This is a genomic window from Rhodanobacter sp. TND4EL1 (assembly GCF_054061035.1).
On the sequence record NZ_JBSSDT010000002.1, the window covers coordinates 25,135 to 41,983 of the forward strand.

Annotated in this window: 13 protein-coding genes; 5 read left to right on the forward strand and 8 right to left on the reverse strand. The window is 65.6% G+C overall.

The genetic code is table 11. The annotated features are described in order from the left end of the window. Window positions 1-103 precede the first annotated feature (103 nt). From secB to ACVWWQ_RS06770, 3 genes are all read left to right on the forward strand, one after another. Window positions 104-607, forward strand: coding sequence for a protein-export chaperone SecB (secB, locus tag ACVWWQ_RS06760; RefSeq protein ID WP_133948581.1), 504 nt, complete (start codon window positions 104-106; stop codon window positions 605-607). 8 nt (window positions 608-615) lie between these two features. After that, a complete protein-coding gene (locus tag ACVWWQ_RS06765; protein ID WP_133948579.1) occupies window positions 616-1,641 on the forward strand; it encodes an NAD(P)H-dependent glycerol-3-phosphate dehydrogenase in 1,026 nt (341 codons plus the stop codon). Between the two features lie 110 nt (window positions 1,642-1,751). Further along, window positions 1,752-4,769 (forward strand): DEAD/DEAH box helicase, encoded by a 3,018-nt coding sequence (locus tag ACVWWQ_RS06770; RefSeq protein ID WP_457383339.1) that lies wholly within the window; start codon window positions 1,752-1,754, stop codon window positions 4,767-4,769. Between the two features lie 172 nt (window positions 4,770-4,941). Here the strand turns inward: ACVWWQ_RS06770 and ACVWWQ_RS06775 are convergent, their stop codons facing one another. The 4 genes from ACVWWQ_RS06775 to ACVWWQ_RS06790 form a co-directional block, all read right to left on the reverse strand. Then, window positions 4,942-5,259 (reverse strand): hypothetical protein, encoded by a 318-nt coding sequence (locus ACVWWQ_RS06775; protein WP_133948575.1) that lies wholly within the window; start codon window positions 5,257-5,259, stop codon window positions 4,942-4,944. A 115-nt stretch (window positions 5,260-5,374) separates the two neighbouring features. Then, window positions 5,375-6,058, reverse strand: coding sequence for an HAD family hydrolase (locus tag ACVWWQ_RS06780; RefSeq protein ID WP_133948573.1), 684 nt, complete (start codon window positions 6,056-6,058; stop codon window positions 5,375-5,377). Between the two features lie 26 nt (window positions 6,059-6,084). Further along, window positions 6,085-7,098 carry a glucokinase gene (gene glk / locus ACVWWQ_RS06785; protein ID WP_133948571.1) on the reverse strand — a complete coding sequence of 338 codons (1,014 nt, stop codon included), beginning with the start codon at window positions 7,096-7,098 and terminating at the stop codon, window positions 6,085-6,087. 104 nt (window positions 7,099-7,202) lie between these two features. Continuing rightward, the gene (locus tag ACVWWQ_RS06790; RefSeq protein WP_133948569.1) at window positions 7,203-8,819 is read right to left on the reverse strand and encodes a S53 family peptidase; all 1,617 of its coding nucleotides are present in this window, start codon (window positions 8,817-8,819) and stop codon (window positions 7,203-7,205) included. Between the two features lie 171 nt (window positions 8,820-8,990). Here ACVWWQ_RS06790 and hemB point away from each other — a divergent pair, with 171 nt between their 5' ends. Together hemB and pyrC are read left to right on the forward strand one after the other, a co-directional pair. Next, the gene (hemB, locus tag ACVWWQ_RS06795) at window positions 8,991-9,980 is read left to right on the forward strand and encodes a porphobilinogen synthase (RefSeq protein WP_099652979.1); all 990 of its coding nucleotides are present in this window, start codon (window positions 8,991-8,993) and stop codon (window positions 9,978-9,980) included. Window positions 9,981-10,604: 624 nt separating this feature from the next. Further along, window positions 10,605-11,654 carry a dihydroorotase gene (gene pyrC, locus ACVWWQ_RS06800; RefSeq protein WP_133948565.1) on the forward strand — a complete coding sequence of 350 codons (1,050 nt, stop codon included), beginning with the start codon at window positions 10,605-10,607 and terminating at the stop codon, window positions 11,652-11,654. Between the two features lie 3 nt (window positions 11,655-11,657). On the opposite strand, the gene ACVWWQ_RS06805 is transcribed toward pyrC, so the two are convergent. The 4 genes from ACVWWQ_RS06805 to trxA form a co-directional block, all read right to left on the reverse strand. Then, a complete protein-coding gene (locus tag ACVWWQ_RS06805; RefSeq protein ID WP_133948563.1) occupies window positions 11,658-12,893 on the reverse strand; it encodes a lytic murein transglycosylase in 1,236 nt (411 codons plus the stop codon). Between the two features lie 10 nt (window positions 12,894-12,903). Continuing rightward, entirely contained in the window at window positions 12,904-14,271 is a 1,368-nt protein-coding gene (locus ACVWWQ_RS06810; protein ID WP_133948561.1) for a glutamate--cysteine ligase, read from the reverse strand. A 225-nt stretch (window positions 14,272-14,496) separates the two neighbouring features. Beyond that, window positions 14,497-16,329: a transcription termination factor Rho gene (gene rho, locus ACVWWQ_RS06815; protein ID WP_133948559.1), complete on the reverse strand. Its 1,833-nt coding sequence runs from the start codon at window positions 16,327-16,329 to the stop codon at window positions 14,497-14,499. A gap of 187 nt (window positions 16,330-16,516) precedes the next feature. After that, a complete protein-coding gene (gene trxA / locus ACVWWQ_RS06820) occupies window positions 16,517-16,843 on the reverse strand; it encodes a thioredoxin TrxA (protein ID WP_099652973.1) in 327 nt (108 codons plus the stop codon). Window positions 16,844-16,849 lie beyond the last annotated feature (6 nt).

Here is a 16,849-nt window from a genome sequence, read left to right on the forward strand (position 1 = left end):
CAATCTTTATGGCGTGCTTCGGGCGGCGTCGGCGTGCGCAGGGCCGGGATGTATGGAACAATCGTCCTCTTTTATCTCAACGACCCGACTCGAGGAACGCCCGATGGCACAAGAGATCACCCACGACCAGGCCAACGGCCAGTCCAGCCAGCCGCAGCTGGTGATGCAGAAGATCTATGTGAAGGACGTTTCCTTCGAGGCGCCGAATGCGCCGCAGATCTTCCAGGAGATCGACGACAAGGAACAGCCGCAGGTGCAGCTGAACCTGGGCCAGAAGGCGACCGACCTCGGCAACGACCTGTACGAAGTGGTGCTCAGCCTGACCCTGACCTGCACGATCGGCCAGCGCACCGCGTATCTGGCGGAAGTGGAGCAGGCCGGCGTGTTCGGCATCGCCGGTTTCAACGAAGCTGACCAGGCCGGCATCATCGGCAGCTACTGCCCGAACCTGCTGTTCCCGTATGCCCGCCAGGTGATTTCGTCGCTGGTGCTGGAAGGTGGTTTCCCGCCGTTCCTGCTGCAGCCGATCAACTTCGACGCGCTGTTCGCCGAGCAGCAGCGCCGCGCGATGGGCGGCGACGAAGCCCCGGCCACACTGAACAGCTGAGTCCGGCCATGCCTGACCACCCGACACTGACCGTTCTTGGTGCCGGCTCCTGGGGTACGGCGCTGGCGGCATTGATCGCGCGCAATGGCGTGCCCACCACCTTGTGGGGGCGCGACGGTGACGCATTGGCGGCGATGGCGGCCAGTCGCGTCAATCAGCGCTATCTGCCGGGTATCGAGCTGCCGGCGGAACTGCGTTACCAGAGTGATCTGGCTCGCGCCGTGCGCGGCGCCGACATCGTGCTGATCGTGGTGCCCAGCCACGCGTTCGCCAGCATGCTGGTCGAGCTGGCCCCGCTGCTCGATGCGGACACCGCGATCGCGTGGGCCACCAAGGGGTTCGAGCCGGGTACCGGCCGCTTCCTGCACGAACTGGTCGCCGAACAGCTGCCTGGTCGCCCCGCGGCGGTGGTCACCGGACCGTCGTTTGCGAAGGAAGTCGCCTCCGGCTTGCCCAGTGCCGTCACCGTGCATTCGGATGATGCGGCCTTCGCCCAGCAACTGGCGACGCTGCTGCACGCACCGAACTTGCGCGCCTATTCCGGCAGCGACGTGCTCGGTGCCGAAATTGGCGGTGCCATGAAGAACGTGCTGGCGGTGGCCACCGGCATCGCCGACGGCATGGAACTGGGCCTCAACGCCCGCGCCGGCCTGATTACCCGCGGCATGAACGAGATGCTGCGCCTGGGCGTGGCACTCGGCGCGAGGCCGGAGACCCTGATCGGCCTGTCCGGCCTGGGTGATCTGGTGCTGACCTGCACTGGCGATCTGTCACGCAATCGGCGCCTCGGGCTGGCCTTGGGGCAGGGCATCGCGATCGATGAGGCCGTGCGTCAGATCGGTCAGGTGGTGGAGAGCATTCTCACCGCCGACGAGGTGGCGCGACTGGCCGACAAGCATGGCCTGGACCTGCCGATCAGCGCCGGCGTGCGCGCCGTATTGCATGGCGAAGTGACGCCGGTCGACGGCCTGAAGGCGTTGATGGCACGCGAACAGAAGCCGGAATACCCGCACGGTTTGTTCGGCAACGTCTGAGTTTCCCGCGGCACCCGGCCGCTTTGGCCGGGCATCGGATCGCAACGGTCGCATCTTGCCCGCGCACTGCTAAGCTCAATGTTTTGGTCGTCGCCACGGATCGCATGCGCATGCCGCAACCGGACGAAAAGCAGCACGTCGCCAGCGCGCCACCCGGCGACGACGAAGCCTTGCCGCAGGCATGGCGACGGCTGCTGGCTGCGCCAAAGCCGGTCGTGGCGGACGAGCACGGCGTGCTCGGTTTCTTTCTGGAAGTGATGCCCGAAGAGGGCGCTGCCTTCATGCGGCTGGAGGTGGCTCCGGTGCTGCTCAGCAGCGTCGAGCACGGGCGCTACGCGCGACCGGTCCCGCTCGACAGTCGACACCTGGCGCAGTCGCCGTTGCAGCCGCACGAACAACGCCTGGCCGCCACCATGCTCGGTTTGCCGCAGAGCGTCCGCAAGGGGCGCAGCTACGCGCGTCTGGCCGGACACGTCGGCGATACCCTGCTGGCCGAAATTCTCGATACGGCGCCCAGCTTTCTCGGGGGTCTGGCCGGGTTGCGCTTGTCGCGCGGCAAATCGCACCAGCTCAACTGGCATTGGCAGATGGAGCCGGACGGCAGCCAGCGCCTGTCGCCGGTGCTGCCGCACAACCAGCGTCTGCTGCGCATCGACAGTCTTTGGTATCTCGATGTCGAGCGCGCCACGATGGGCCGCCTGGAGGCACCTGCCGAGGAAACAAGCTGGCTCGATCTGCCGTTGCTGAAACACGAGCACGGTCGCCGTCTGCGCCAGCGCCTGGGTGGCAGCCGGCTGGCAACCCGGGTGCCGTTGCCCCAGGTATTCGGCGAAGTGCTGCGTTCCGAGCTGGCACCCAGGCCGATCGTGGTTCTGCACGCGCTGACCCGCCATGCGCGGTTGGCGGCCGGTACGCCGCCCCTGGGCTATGCACGCCTCGCCTTTGACTATGCGGGCGAGCGTTTGCCTGGACGCGGTGGCGAACCACTGGTACGCCGCGTGCGCAACGGAGAGCTGGTCGAGATCAACCGTCGTCGCGCCGAAGAGCTTTCCGCCATGGAACAGCTCGAACGTGCCGGACTCACTCCCGGCGTGGACACCGAGGGGTTGCCCTGGGATGTCGCCGAAACCCTGCCCGACGATGCGTGGCTGTTCCCCGGCACCGGCTATGCCGGTGCGCTGGAGGTCAACACGCCCGCGCGCTGGCTGGCGTTGCGGCCCAAGCTGGAGGTCGAGAACTTCCAGATCGAATACGCGCCCAGTTTCCCGTTCGAGGTGCTGGAAGGTCCGGTGCGCTGGTACGGCCACGCGGTGGAGGATACCGACGACCATGCCTTCGATCTGGAGATCGGCATCGAGCTGGACGGGCAGCGACACAACCTGCTGCCGGCGGTGGCGCAGGCGCTGGCCGAGCATCAGTTGAACCTGAGTCCGGCCCCCAACGAGCCGGAAGACGCCGTGTGGTATGCACCGGTCGACACGCGCCGGCGCGTGCCGATCCGGTTGAAAGAGTTGCGCGGGTTGCTGGCGCCGCTGGCCGAATACCTGGAGAAGCCGCGCAAGAAGCTTCACCTGCCGCGGGTGCAGGCGGGCCGGTTGGAGGAACTGGCCGCGGCCATGCCCGGCGGCGGCCAGCTGGAAGCCGCCGAGCCGTTGTTCGGCTTCGCCAAGCGTCTGCGCGACGCGGCCGAGCGCGCCAGCGACGCGGTGCCCGAAGGCCTGACCGTCGAGATGCGGCCCTACCAGCGCGAAGGCCTGCGCTGGCTGAACGCGCTGGCCGAAGCCGGCGTGGGCGGCGTGCTGGCCGACGACATGGGCCTGGGCAAGACGCTGCAGCTGATCACCCACTTGCTGTCGCTGAAGCAGTGCGGCGCACTGACCCAGCCGGCGCTGATCGTGGTGCCGACCAGCCTGATCCCGAACTGGCAATCGGAGATCGCGCGCTTCGCGCCGATGCTGCAGGTGCTTACCCTGCACGGCCCGCAGCGCGCCGAGGAATTTGATCAGCTGGGCGCGCAGGACATCGTGCTGACCAGTTATGCGCTGTTGCCGCGCGACGTCGTCGCGCTGCGCCAGCAGCCGTTCGCGTTGATCGTGCTGGACGAGGCGCAGCAGGTGAAGAACCCGCGGACCCAGGCGCGGCGGGCCCTGCTCAGCCTGCGCACGCCGCGTTACGTCTGCCTTACCGGCACGCCGCTGGAAAACCATCTGGGCGAGCTGTGGTCGCAGATCGATCTGGCCGTACCCGGCCTGCTCGGCGACGAAAGCGCGTTCCGGCGTTTCTATCGCGTGCCCATCGAAAAGCAGCACGACGAGGAATGCCAGCAGCGCCTGAACCTGCGCCTTGCCCCCTTCATCCTGCGCCGGACCAAGGGGCAGGTGGCAACCGAGCTGCCGCCGAAGACCGAGATCACTCGTCGGGTCGTACTCGAAGGCCGCCAACGCGAACTCTACGAAGGCCTGCGTCTGGCACTTGCCGAGGAGTTGCGGGAAGTGATCGCGCAGCGCGGCATTTCGCATTCCGGCATCGTGGTGCTGGATGCGCTGCTCAAGCTGCGCCAGGTCTGCTGCGATCCGCGCCTGGTGAAACTGGAAGCGGCACGCGGCGTGCACGAATCGGCCAAGTTCGAATTGCTGATGGACATGCTGCCGGCACTGCTCGACGAAGGCCGCAAGGTGCTGCTGTTTTCGCAGTTCACCGGCATGCTGAAATTGATCGCCGCCGAGCTCGATCGCCGCCGCATTCGCTATGTCACGCTCACCGGCGAGACCCGCGATCGCGCCGAACCGGTCCAGCGTTTCCAGAACGGCGACGTACCGCTGTTCCTGCTGTCGCTGAAAGCCGGCGGCGTGGGGCTGAACCTCACCGCCGCCGACACCGTGATCCACTACGACCCGTGGTGGAATCCGGCGGCCGAGGCACAAGCCAGCGATCGCGCCCACCGCATCGGCCAGGACAAGCCGGTGTTCGTGTTCCGCCTGATCACCTCGGGCACCGTGGAAGAGCGCATCGAAGAGTTGAAGCTGCGCAAGGCCGAACTGGCCGCGGCCGTGCTCGAAGGCGGCGGCAGTCGGCAGAAACTGAGCTTCGACCAGAGCGACCTGGATACGCTGCTGGCGCCGGGCTGACTGGCGAAATCAACTTTCGGGTTACGCCCCTGCCAGCTCATCTTCCCGGACACATGGCCCGAATGTCGGCGCCGCAGACGCAACGCCGAATTCGAACGGCCGGCGCGCAGGGCGTCGACGATCGCGCGTCGATATGAACTGCCGCGGGCGGCGGATGTCAGGCAATGGACGGCTATTTCGGGCCGACCGCGCGGGTACGCAGCAACGCATCAACCGATTGCTGCCATTCCGGTGAACCGGGTTGCGATTGCGGCGCCTCCTGGCCCAGTTTGCGTTGCACTGCCTGGTTCCACTCCGGCGAGCCGCGGTCGGGGCCATGGCCATCGCTGTCAGTGACAGACAGCGTCTGGTCGACCCAGGCATACCACTGGGGAGAGCCCAGGGCGGCATTGGCCGGCGCAGTTTGCGCGGTGGCCGAAGGAGGGGATGGCGCGGGCGAGCACGCGCTGAGCAACAACGCGAATGGCAGGCTGGCGAGAAGTCGACGCATGGGCGGCTCCCTTGACGGTAAGGACGTGACAGATCGGCAGCCTACTGCGTGGCGTGATGCTGGTGATTAACTTTTCATTGGCTGCCGCATGACGGTTCAGCTGCAGTGAGCCTGCTCAGTCGCGGGCGGCGACTTCGTCCACGTGACGCAGCAGATCGGCCGGATCATCGTAGACGCGGAACGCGCCCGACTGTTGCAATTCGGCCAGGCCGTAGCCGCCGCTCAGTACGCCGACGCCCAGGGCACGCGCTCGCTGCGCGGCCAGCATGTCCCACACACTGTCGCCGATCACCAGTGATCGCTGGATGTCCACGCCAAGGCGATCGGCAGCGGCGATGAACAGGTCAGGGTCGGGCTTTGCATGGCGCACCTGGTCGCGCGTCACCACCGGCACCTTCGCCGGGTCCACGCCAAGTGCCTGCAGATTCGGCGCGGCGGTTTCCATCCGTCCACTGGTCGCGATCGCCCACGGAATATCTTGCGCAGTGAGGTAATCAAGCAGCTCGCGTGCTCCCGGCAGCGGTCGCACGGCTCCCAGCGCGTGCTGACGGTTGAACGCCTCGGCATGCCAGCGACGCAGGCGCTCGAGTCGATCATCGGTGATGGCCAGTCCGGTCTCGCGCAACAGCATGTTGGCGAACAATCCGCCGCTCATGCCGATCTTGCGGTGGATGCGCCATACCGACAGTTCCACGCCTTCGCGGTCCAGCGCTTCCTTCCAGGCCAGCACATGCTGGTACACGCTGTCGATCAGGGTACCGTCGAGGTCGAACAGGAAAGCGGTATCGCGGCGAGGCATGAGGGCTTCCGAAGTCAGGGGGCGGTTCAGGAGTTGTGCAACAGCGATCGACCCGATTCCAGCGCCGCCAGCGCGGCCGCGCCGAGCAGGCCCGGTTCGGGATTCATGATGGCCTGGGTCGGCACCTTTTCCATGATGTCGCGGAAGCGCCCCTTGGCCTCGAAACGCTCGCGGAAGCGGCCACGTTCCAGCCACGGCAGCAGGATCGGAATCAGCCCGCCGGTAAGGTAAACACCATCCCATGCACCCAGAGTCAACACCAGGTCACCGGCCACGCTGCCGAAAATGCCGGCGAAAGTTTCCACCGTGCGCGTGCACAGCGGGCAGCTGCCATCCTTGGCGCGCGCGGTAATGTCTTCCGGCTTCAGATCTGCCGGTGTGGCACCGACCATGTGACAGATGGCGTCGTAAAGATTGACCAGACCCTGACCACAGATCAGCCGTTCGTTGGAGACGCGGCCGTATTTGTGGTTGAGGTAATCGAGGATGGCGATGTCTTCCGGCGTATGCGCCGCGAAGCCGGCGTGGCCGCCCTCGGTCTGCAGCACGCTGCAATGGCCCTGGCGGACCAGCAGGCCGCCCACGCCGAGGCCGGTACCGGGCCCCACGATGGCGAAAGTCTGCTCCTTCTCGGCCCCGATCACCGGACGTGGCATGGGCCCCACGTCGACCAGATCGTCGCCTTGCAGCAGGGTCACCGCCATGCTCTGCGCGGCGAAATCGTTGACCAGGTGAACCCGTTCCAGTCGCAAAGCCGCGGCCGTCTGGTGCGCCGAGATCGCCCACGGATTGTTGGTGACCTTGACCGTCTCCCCGTCGACGATGCGACCGGCGGCGGCCACGATGGCGCGGCGTACTTCCAGCCCGGTGTCGGCGAGGTACTGCTTCGCGGTGGAGACCAGGGAGTCGTGCTCGGCCACCCGGTAGCGCCGGATGCTGTCGGTCATTAGCGGCTTGTCGTGCGAGGGGTTGGCCACCCCGAAACGAACGTTGGTGCCGCCGAGGTCGACGAGCAGGGTGGGGGCGGCGGGAACGTGCATCGGATCTCCATGAGGGCGCGCAAGACAGCAAGCCTGCCGTGAATGCAGGCCATCGTCCAGCACTCCTGAGGATCCGGAATAGTGGACGAGGGATGGGGCGCCGGTCAGCTCGACGATTTGCCGTTCGGCGGCTTGTGGCCGGAGGCAGGAGGCTTCGCGGGCTTCTTGTGCTTTTTGTGAGCCGGCGCCGGCGCGGGAGCTGGAGCGGCCCCTTGCAGCGCGCCGAGCAAGTCCACTCCGTTCGGGCTGCCCAGCCCGGTGCAGGCATCCCAGCCCGGGCCGGCGGCATACGCGCCGTTGTTGCCCTGGATGATGTCGCGGAACCCCTTCGTGCCGGCGCCGTAGAGGGTGGCGTGGGCAGCGCCCAGCGGATGGCCGAGTTGCTGGTTGAGGCGCGCAACCAGCGCCGCCCACAACGGCGCCACCGCGCTGGTGCCGCCGATGACTTCGTTCTTGCCGTCGACGCGCACGTCGTAGCCGGTGAGGGGATCCGCGTTACCGGCGACATCGGGCACGCCGCGTCCGGCGAAGCCGGCTGCGGTGGTCGGTACTTTCGAGCCTGCCTGCCATGCAGGCAGCGCGAACACGGCACTGACGCCACCGCCCGTGGCACCCTCATTGCCGGCGATCTGGTTCCACACCACTTCGCTGCCGATCTTGCTGCCGCTGCCCAGCAGCTTCGTGCCCCCGCAAGCCAGCACGGAGGGGCTGGAAGCGGGGAAATCCACATGCGGCAGGCCATCGCTCTCGCCGTCGGTGTCACCGCTGTCGCCGGCCGCCACGGTCACCGTCACGCCGAGCGCGACCGCATCCTCCAGCGCGGATTCCATGGCATCGCGCGATGCCGCACTCCAGCTGTCCTCGGGGCCACCCCAACTGATCGACATGACCGTGGCCGGCTGACTGGTGCTGTGCGCGGCCTGCGAGATCGCATTGTAGAAACCCTGGTCGGTGTTCGTGGTGAAGTAGACGACGAACTTTGCCGCCGGAGCCAGTGCGCCGGAAACCTCGATGTCCAGCATCACTTCCGCGTCTGCGTCGCCACCCGGCTGGTTGCTGCCGCCATCGACGGAAACCGTGCTCACGGCAGGCGTGACCAGGCCAAGTCCCTTGAAGTACGTAGCCAGGTCGGCCGCTAGGTAACCGCCCCCGAGCTCGATGATCGCGATGATCTGGCCGCTGCCGTCGCCGCCGGGGAAGTTGTACAGCCGGCCCACCTGCAGCGGCGTGTACGTCGTGGCAGGTTGGGCCTGCGCGATGCGGAAATGCGGCCGCGCGACCGGGCGCCGGTCCAGCCCCAGCACGGCGAGCACCGCCGGGTCAGGCAGGGCAGGTATGTGTGCGGCGCCGACATACGGCGTGCCGCCGGGCGTCAGCTCGTACTGCCCCAGCTGCACGCCGAAGGCCTGCTGCAGCGATTGCGCGGTACCGCGCAACTGCAGCGTTCGCCGTCCCGGCTCACAGGCCAGTTCGTGCAGGTCGTGTTGCCGACTGAAGTCGCGCAATCGCGTCACGTCGGCCGGATCGGCACCGTAGCGCGCCACGAAATCGGCGTGCCGGGCACTGCGCGACGTGGAAGGTGCCAGCGCTTCCAGCGGGTTCTTGCGGCGCAACACCAAGGTCACGTCGAGCGTTTCATCGGGCGCATGCGGCCCCAGGTATCGCGCGCCAAAGGGCAAGGGTCGACTGACCGTCGAGGCGGCAGGCCTGGTCTTGTTCATGATGATTCCTCCGGCGGGAACCTCGACAGATCTCAGCGGCAAGCGTGCTCCCGGAAACGTTAGGGCGAGGTATCCGGGCTCGTCGCGAAAGGTGCAGCGCCTTGTCGCAGCACGGCAGCAAGCTGCGGATGTAGCCTAAAATGGCGGGGTTATCCACCGTCAGGATCCGCCATGAGCTTTCCCGCCATCCGCATGCGCCGCATGCGCCGCGACGCCTTTTCCCGCGCGCTGATGCGCGAGCACACCCTGCTGGCCAGCGACCTGATCATGGTCGCCTTCGTGATCGAGGGCGAGGGGCAGCGCGAGCCGGTGCCATCGATGCCGGGCGTGGATCGGCTGTCGATCGACGAGCTGCTGAAACTGGCCGGCGAATGCATGCGCCTCGGCATTCCGGCGTTGGCACTGTTCCCCTCGCCGGGTTCGTCGGTGAAGAGCGAGGATGCCGCCGAAGCCTGGAACCCCGACGGCCTGATGCAGCGCGCCACCCGCGCGCTGAAGGCCGGGTACCCCGAGCTGGGCCTGATCGGCGACGTCGCGCTGGATCCGTACACCACGCACGGTCAGGACGGCCTGATCGACGACACCGGCTACGTGATGAACGAGCCCACCGTCGAGGCACTGATCAAGATGTCGCTGGCGCAAGCCGACGCCGGCATGGATTTCGTGGCCCCGTCCGACATGATGGATGGTCGCATCGGCGCGATCCGCGAAGCGCTGGAAGACGCCGGCCACATCCACACCCGCATCCTCGCGTACTCGGCCAAGTACGCCTCCGCGTTCTACGGCCCGTTCCGTGACGCGGTCGGTTCGTCGGCCAGCCTGGGCAAGGGCAACAAGCACACCTACCAGATGGATGTCGGCAACAGCAACGAAGCCCTGCATGAAATCGAACTGGATATCGCCGAAGGCGCGGATGCGGTGATGGTGAAACCGGGTCTGCCGTACCTGGATGTCGTGCGCCGGGTAAAGGACACGTTCGGCGTGCCGACGTTCGTCTATCAGGTCAGCGGCGAGTACGCGATGCTGAAGGCCGCCTCGCAGAATGGCTGGCTGGATGAGAAGGCGGTGGTGCTGGAGTCGCTGACTTCGATGAAGCGGGCAGGGGCGGATGCGATTCTGACCTATTACGCGGTCGACGCCGCACGCTGGCTGAGAGAGTAGGCACAGAAAGCGTTGATGCAGACACGCCGGTGGCATGCGCGGGCTTCTTTGTTTGGCAAGCACCCGCTAAGATCCAGATGTGTGATGTTCATCACATTTGAGACGATACGGATGGCGGCGCAAGCCGCCATCTTTGCGTCGATTTGATCACGGTCATCGGACCTTGCGCGCGTCACGGATGTGATCGCGCGATGCCGCATGCCCGCCATGCATGACAGCCAAGGGGGTGGCTCCATGAATAAAGCGGCAGACAGAAAGGGGTGGGTTTGGGCCTATCGAAAGATACGCTCTCTGCATTGCGGTCGAATTGTCGCCGCCTATCGGGCCACGTTGTACGTCCTGTTGGGGGACACGGGGAAGTTCTGGACTCATCGTGGCAGCGTGAAGGCGCGCATATCCCGCGAACGCTCCACAGCTTCCGATTAGCAGAGGAAGGAGGCTGGGAGGTCGGGGCAGGTTCAGTTTCTGTGGCAGCCCAGTGCGTCGCCGACGCAAGAGCTTTCGTGCGCCTTCCGAAGGAGGACGAAAGCTCTGCGTTTCAAGCTGGCCAGCCTGTACGCAGGCCCTTAAGCACGCTCGCGCGATACCATTGCAAATCTGATCGCAAATCCGAGTTCGCCTGCCATGACGCCGACACGCCTGGAAATCACCCGCCCCGACGACTGGCATCTGCACCTGCGTGATGGCGATGCACTCGCCTCCGTGATCGGCCACACCGCCGAGCGCTTCGCCCGCGCCATCGTGATGCCGAACCTCAAGCCGCCAGTGACCACGGTGGTGCAGGCCAAGGATTATCGAGCACGGATTCTGGCGAGCCTGCCAAAAGACTCAAGTTTCCAGCCGCTGATGACGCTCTATCTCACCGAAAGCACGACGGTCGAGGAAATTGCCCGCGCCAAGGCCAGCGACAGCGTGTTTGCGGTGAAGTACTACCCGGCGGGGGCCACCACCAATTCCGACTCGGGTGTGCGCGAGTTGTCGCGGGTGTATCCCGTGCTCGAGGCAATGCAGCAGCATGATCTGCCGCTGTTGTTGCATGGCGAGGTCACCGATCCGCAGATCGACATCTTCGATCGCGAGCGGGTCTTCATCGAACGTCACCTGATGCCGCTGCGCGAGCGGTTTCCGGGTTTGCGCATGGTGCTGGAGCACATCACCACCAGTGACGCAGTCGACTTCGTCAGCCAGGCGTCGGCCACTCTGGCGGCGACGATTACCGCCCACCATCTGCTGCTCAATCGCAATGCGATCTTCGAGGGCGGGATCAATCCGCATCATTACTGTCTGCCGATCCTGAAGCGCGAGACGCATCGTGCCGCGCTGGTGAAGGCGGCAACCAGTGGCAGCGGGCACTTCTTCCTGGGCACCGACAGTGCCCCGCATGTGCGTTCGGCGAAGGAGTCGTCATGCGGTTGTGCCGGCATCTATACGGCACATGCGGCGATCGAGCTGTATGCCGAGGCGTTCGAGCAGGCGGGAAAGCTGGATCAGCTGGAGGCGTTTGCCAGCTTCCACGGCCCCGACTTCTATCGTCTGCCACGAAATCAGGAGCGCATCACGCTCGAGCGCAAGGCGTGGACGGTACCCGATGCCTACCCGCTGGCAGGCGAGAGCTGCAAGCCGTTGCGGGCCGGCGAGCCGATCGCCTGGTCGATGATGGGCGCGGGCGACTGATACTCAGGAGCCAGGCTGCGTGTGCAGTGCCGCAAGAAACTTTTTGCCGGCGCGTCCATCGACCGGCATGCCCAGCTTCTGCTGTTCGGCGCGAATCGCGTCACGCGTCTTGCCGCCGATCAGCCCGTCGGCTTCGCCGATGTCGTAACCGCGCTTGAGCAGCAGGCTTTGCACTTCGCGGTTCTCCGCGCGCGACAGGCCCGGGTCATCGGTGGGCCATGGAGTGACGAAGCCGATATCGGTCTTGTGGTTGTCGACCAGGGTGGATAGCTGGGCGATCGCCAGCGCGTAATTCTCGCTGGCGTTGTAGCTGTAGATCGTGTCGAAGTTCTTGCCGGTCAGGAACGCCGGACCCTCGCTGCCGGTCGGCAACAGCAGGCCGGAATCGGGCAGCGTCGACGGCAGTGGTTGACCGTTGGTTTGCCTGATGCCGCGAGCGGACCAGTAGGCGACATCGTGCTTGCCCTTGCGCCCGGATTCACCGGCATAGCCGCTCGGCAGCTTGACTTCCATGCCCCAGGGCTCGCCTTTGCGGTAACCCGCGCGGTGCAGGAAGTTGGCGGTGGAGGCCAGCGCATCGGGCACGCTGTCGACCAGGTCGCGACGACCATCGCCGTCGAAATCGACCGCCGTGGTCAGAAACGTACCCGGCATGAACTGGGTCTGCCCGAACGCACCCGCCCAGGACCCGTTCAATTTGAACGGTGCGATGTCGCCGTTCTGCAGAATGATCAACGCGGCGGCAAACTGCCCGCGGAAAAACGCCTGGCGTCGCCCGAAGCACGACAACGTACCGAGGGACTGCACCAACGGCCGGCCACCGGTGTTCTTGCCGAAATTGCTTTCCACGCCCCACACGCTGACGACGATCGCCGGATCGACGCCGTAGCGTTGCTGGATCTCGCGCAGCTGCGGAAGCCACTTCTGATAGGCAGCGCGTCCGTCGGCCACCCGCTCCTGGTCCGCCAGTATGGCGATGTAATCCCATGCGGGCAGGGTGAATTCGGGCTGCTTGTCCAGCTTCGGCAGCACGCTGCCGTCCGGCGCCAGGTTCGTGGTGAAGCGACGCCAGGTGTCGGCACCGATGGACTTGAACTGGCTGTCGTGGTGCAGGCCACCGAGGCACTGGTTGAATTCGCCCTGGCTGAGCTGTGGCGTCGCCGTGTCATTCGCGGCCGCCGAGGTGATCGACGGCACCGCCAGAAGCACGGCGACGGTGAGGCTCAGGTTGCGAAGCATGGTCAATCCTTCAGTAGGCAAACTCGCGAAACACCGGGTCCACGCTACCGTTCCACGCGCCGTGGAACAACTCCAGCTTTCGCTCGGCCGGCGTCTGGTTGGCCTGCACGATCTCGATCAGCGGTTCCAGAAAAATGCTTTCGTCGGCGCCATGCTTGTTGAGACGGGCGCGGCGCTTGAGTCCGTGCGCGGCGATCTTCAGTGCTTCCTCGGCAAGGTCACGTACCGTGCCGCCGCGGAACGGCAGCTTCAGTGCATGCTTCGGCACGCCGTCGCGCAGGACATGCCGTTCCACCGGGGTGAAATCCTTGACCAGTTCCCAGGCGGCATCCAGTGCTTCCTGGTCGTACAGCAGCCCGACCCAGAAGGCGGGCAACGCGCACAATCGATTCCACGGGCCGCCGTCCGCACCGCGCATTTCCAGATACTGCTTCAGGCGCACTTCGGGAAACGCGGTAGTGAGGTGATCGGCGAAGTCCTTCATGGTGGCATGCGTGCCGGGCAGCGCGGCCAGCTCGCCAGTCATGAACTTCTTGAAATCCTGGCCGGCGAGATCGAGATACTGACCGTTCTGCAGGCTGAAATACATGGGCACATCGAGAATGTAGTCCACATAGCGTTCGTAGCCGAAGCCGTCGGCGAAGACGAAGTCGAGCATGCCCGTACGGTCCTTGTCGGTATCGGTCCAGATGTGCGAGCGATACGACAGATAGCCGTTTGGACGTCCTTCGGTGAAGGGCGAATCGGCGAACAGCGCGGTGGCGATCGGCTGCAGCGCCAGGCTGGTGCGGAACTTCTTGATCATGTCCGCTTCGGACGAGAAATCCAGGTTCACCTGCACGGTGCAGGTGCGCGTCATCATGTCCAGGCCGAGCGAGCCGACCTTGGGCATGTACTCGCGCATGATCTTGTAACGGCCCTTCGGCATCCACGGCATCTCGTCGCGGCGCCACTTCGGCTGGAAGCCCATGCCGAGGAAACCCAGGCCGAGTTCGTCGGCGACCGAGCGCACGTCCTTCAGGTGCGAATTCACTTCGCAACAAGTCTGGTGGATGGTCTCCAGCATCGCGCCGGACAATTCGAGCTGGCCGGCCGGTTCGAGCGTGATCGACGCACCTTCGCGTGACAGCGCAACGGGGTTTTCACCCTCGCGCGCCACGTCCCAGCCGTAACGGGTGGCCAGCGTTTCCAGCAGCATCTTGATGCCGCGATCCCCCTCGAAGGTGGGTGGACGCAGATCGTCGGTACGGAAGCCGAATTTTTCGTGCTCGGTGCCGATGCGCCAGGCCTCGCGCGGCTTTTCCCCCGCGGCAAGATAGTCGGTGAGCTGCTGGCGACCCGAAATCGGGGTGCTCTTCACGGCGCTGGGTATGGACACGGACGAAGCCTCGCAGGGGGAGCCGACACTATGGGGGCGGCGCAGCGCCACGAAAAGGGGTGTCGTGGGAGCCGAGCCGCTCAGCCTATTGGATCAGTGCCCGATGGAGCGCGCCTTGCGCTGGGTCAGGGCGCATGGCATTCAAGACAAAACGGCGGCCCAGGGCCGCCGTTTTGTTGGAGCGGGGGAGTCGTGGTTGACTCCCCAATACCGATTCCCGGTTCTTTACCGCTTCATCGAATTGAAGAACTCGTCGTTGGACTTGGTGTTCTTCATCTTGTCGAGCATGAACTCCATCGCGGAGAGCTCGTCCATCGGGTGCAGCAATTTGCGCAGGATCCAGATCTTGGCCAGCATGTCCGGGTCGATCAGCAGGTCCTCGCGGCGAGTACCGGAGCGGTTGATGTCGATCGCCGGGTAGACGCGCTTCTCGGAGATACGGCGGCTCAGGTGCACTTCCATGTTGCCGGTGCCCTTGAACTCCTCGTAGATCACCTCGTCCATCTTGCTGCCGGTTTCGGTCAGCGCGGTGGCGATGATGGTCAGGCTGCCGCCTTCCTCGACGTTGCGGGCGGCACCAAAGAACCGCTTCGGGCGCTGCAGCGCGTTCGCGTCGACACCACCGGTAAGCACCTTGCCGGAGCTGGGGATCACGGTGTTGTAGGCACGCGCCAGGCGGGTGATCGAGTCGAGCAGGATGATCACGTCCTTCTTGTGCTCGACCAGGCGCTTGGCCCGCTCGATCACCATCTCGGCGACCTGCACGTGACGCACGGCGGGTTCGTCGAAGGTCGAGGAGATGACTTCGCCGCGCACGGTGCGGGCGATCTCGGTGACTTCTTCCGGGCGCTCGTCGATCAACAGCATGATCAGGTGCGCTTCGGGGTGGTTGTACTGGATCGCCTGGGCGATGTTCTGCAGCATCATCGTCTTGCCGGACTTCGGCTGGGAGACGATCAGGCCGCGCTGGCCCTTGCCGATCGGCGCGATCAGGTCGAGCACGCGGCCGGTGATGTCCTCGCTCGAACCGTTGCCGCGCTCCAGCTTGAAAGCCTTGCGCGGGAACAGCGGGGTGAGGTTCTCGAACAGCATCTTGTTCTTGGACGCTTCCGGCGGATCGCCGTTGATCGTCTCCACCCGCAGCATGGCGAAGTAACGCTCGCCTTCCTTCGGATGCCGCACGCGGCCGGTGATGTAGTCGCCGGTGCGCAGGTTGAAGCGGCGGATCTGGCTGGGGCTGACGTAGATGTCGTCCGGACCGGCCAGGTAGGACTCGTCGGCCGAGCGCATGAAGCCGAAGCCGTCCTGCAGGATTTCCAGCACGCCTTCGGCCCAGATGCCACCGCCGGAGCGGGCGTGTGCCTTCAGCACGTTGAAGATCACGTCCTGCTTGCGCGCGCGGGCGACGCCTTCGTGCACGTTCAGCGACTCGGCGAATTCGAGCAGCTGTGGCGCCTTCATGCGCTTCAGCTCGGTCAGGTTGATGACCCGGTCGTTGCTGCCGGGATCGGCGTTGTCATCGTCGACCGGCAGCCCGTTCGGGTTGGGTCGCGGATGATTCTGCGGACGGCCCTGCGGCTGATTGCTGCGCTCATTGCGCTCGCCACGATCACCGCGCTCATTGCGTCGGCGGCGGCCACGACCTTCGCGAGCGCCATTACCCTGGCCGCCGTTCTGGCCCTGATTCGGGTTGGAGCCGGACGCCGCCTGGTTCTGCCCGCCCTGATTCGGCGTGGCCTGGTTCTGGCTGGGCGGCGTCTGTTGGCCACCGTTCTCGCGAGGTTCCTGCGCAGCGCGCGGTGCAGCAGGTTCCGCGTTCGTCACCGGCAGGCTGGCCTGCACCGGAGCGGGTGCCGGGGCTGGGGCTGGTGCTGGTGCCGGTGCCGGTGCCGGTGCGGCGGCCTTTTCGCCGCCGGCTGCCTTCTCCGCATTCGCTGCCGCAATGGCGGCGGCGGTACGGCGCGGCGCACGGGTACGCGGCTCGGGCTTGCCTTCGGCAACAGGCTTGGCATCGGCGCTCTTGGCGTCGTTCGGGGTTTTGTTATCGGTATCAGACACGGGCAATCCTCGCAGGGCGCCGTTGAATTACAGGAGGGAGGGTGTGCGTCGCGCGGAAGGCGCAAGGGGACAGGACTGTCCCGACGGACGCGAGGAATCTAGCACCCGTCGTGGTGTGGCGTAAAGCCTCGCGAGCCTGCCGGACAGCGCCGGGCAGGCTGCGGGTGACGGGTTGGCAACAACCGGATCAGATGGCCTTGTCGATCATCTGGGTCAGCTGGCCCTTGCTGACGGCGCCGATCTGGGTCGCCTCGACCTTGCCGTTCTTGAACACCATCAGGGTGGGAATGCCGCGTACGCCGTACGTACGCGGGGTCTGCTGGTTCTGGTCGATGTTGACCTTGACCACGCGCAGCTTGCCTTCGTACTGCTGGGCCAGCTCGTCCAGCATCGGCGCGATGGCCTTGCACGGACCGCACCATTCCGCCCAGAAATCCAGCAGTACGGGGGTTTCGGACTTGAGCACCTGCTCTTCGAAGGCGTCGTCGTTCACATGGGTAATCAGGTCGCTCACCGGGAA

Bases quoted from the DNA above. Each gene is read 5' to 3' on its own strand.
- ACVWWQ_RS06790 (WP_133948569.1), bottom strand. From the start codon at position 8,819: ATGAACAAGACCAGGCCTGCCGCCTCGACGGTCAGTCGACCCTTGCCC.
- ACVWWQ_RS06780 (WP_133948573.1), bottom strand. From the start codon at position 6,058: ATGCCTCGCCGCGATACCGCTTTCCTGTTCGACCTCGACGGTACCCTG.
- ACVWWQ_RS06770 (WP_457383339.1), top strand. From the start codon at position 1,752: ATGCCGCAACCGGACGAAAAGCAGCACGTCGCCAGCGCGCCACCCGGC.
- pyrC (WP_133948565.1), top strand. From the start codon at position 10,605: ATGACGCCGACACGCCTGGAAATCACCCGCCCCGACGACTGGCATCTG.
- ACVWWQ_RS06775 (WP_133948575.1), bottom strand. From the start codon at position 5,259: ATGCGTCGACTTCTCGCCAGCCTGCCATTCGCGTTGTTGCTCAGCGCG.
- hemB (WP_099652979.1), top strand. From the start codon at position 8,991: ATGAGCTTTCCCGCCATCCGCATGCGCCGCATGCGCCGCGACGCCTTT.
- ACVWWQ_RS06765 (WP_133948579.1), top strand. From the start codon at position 616: ATGCCTGACCACCCGACACTGACCGTTCTTGGTGCCGGCTCCTGGGGT.
- glk (WP_133948571.1), bottom strand. From the start codon at position 7,098: ATGCACGTTCCCGCCGCCCCCACCCTGCTCGTCGACCTCGGCGGCACC.
- ACVWWQ_RS06805 (WP_133948563.1), bottom strand. From the start codon at position 12,893: ATGCTTCGCAACCTGAGCCTCACCGTCGCCGTGCTTCTGGCGGTGCCG.
- secB (WP_133948581.1), top strand. From the start codon at position 104: ATGGCACAAGAGATCACCCACGACCAGGCCAACGGCCAGTCCAGCCAG.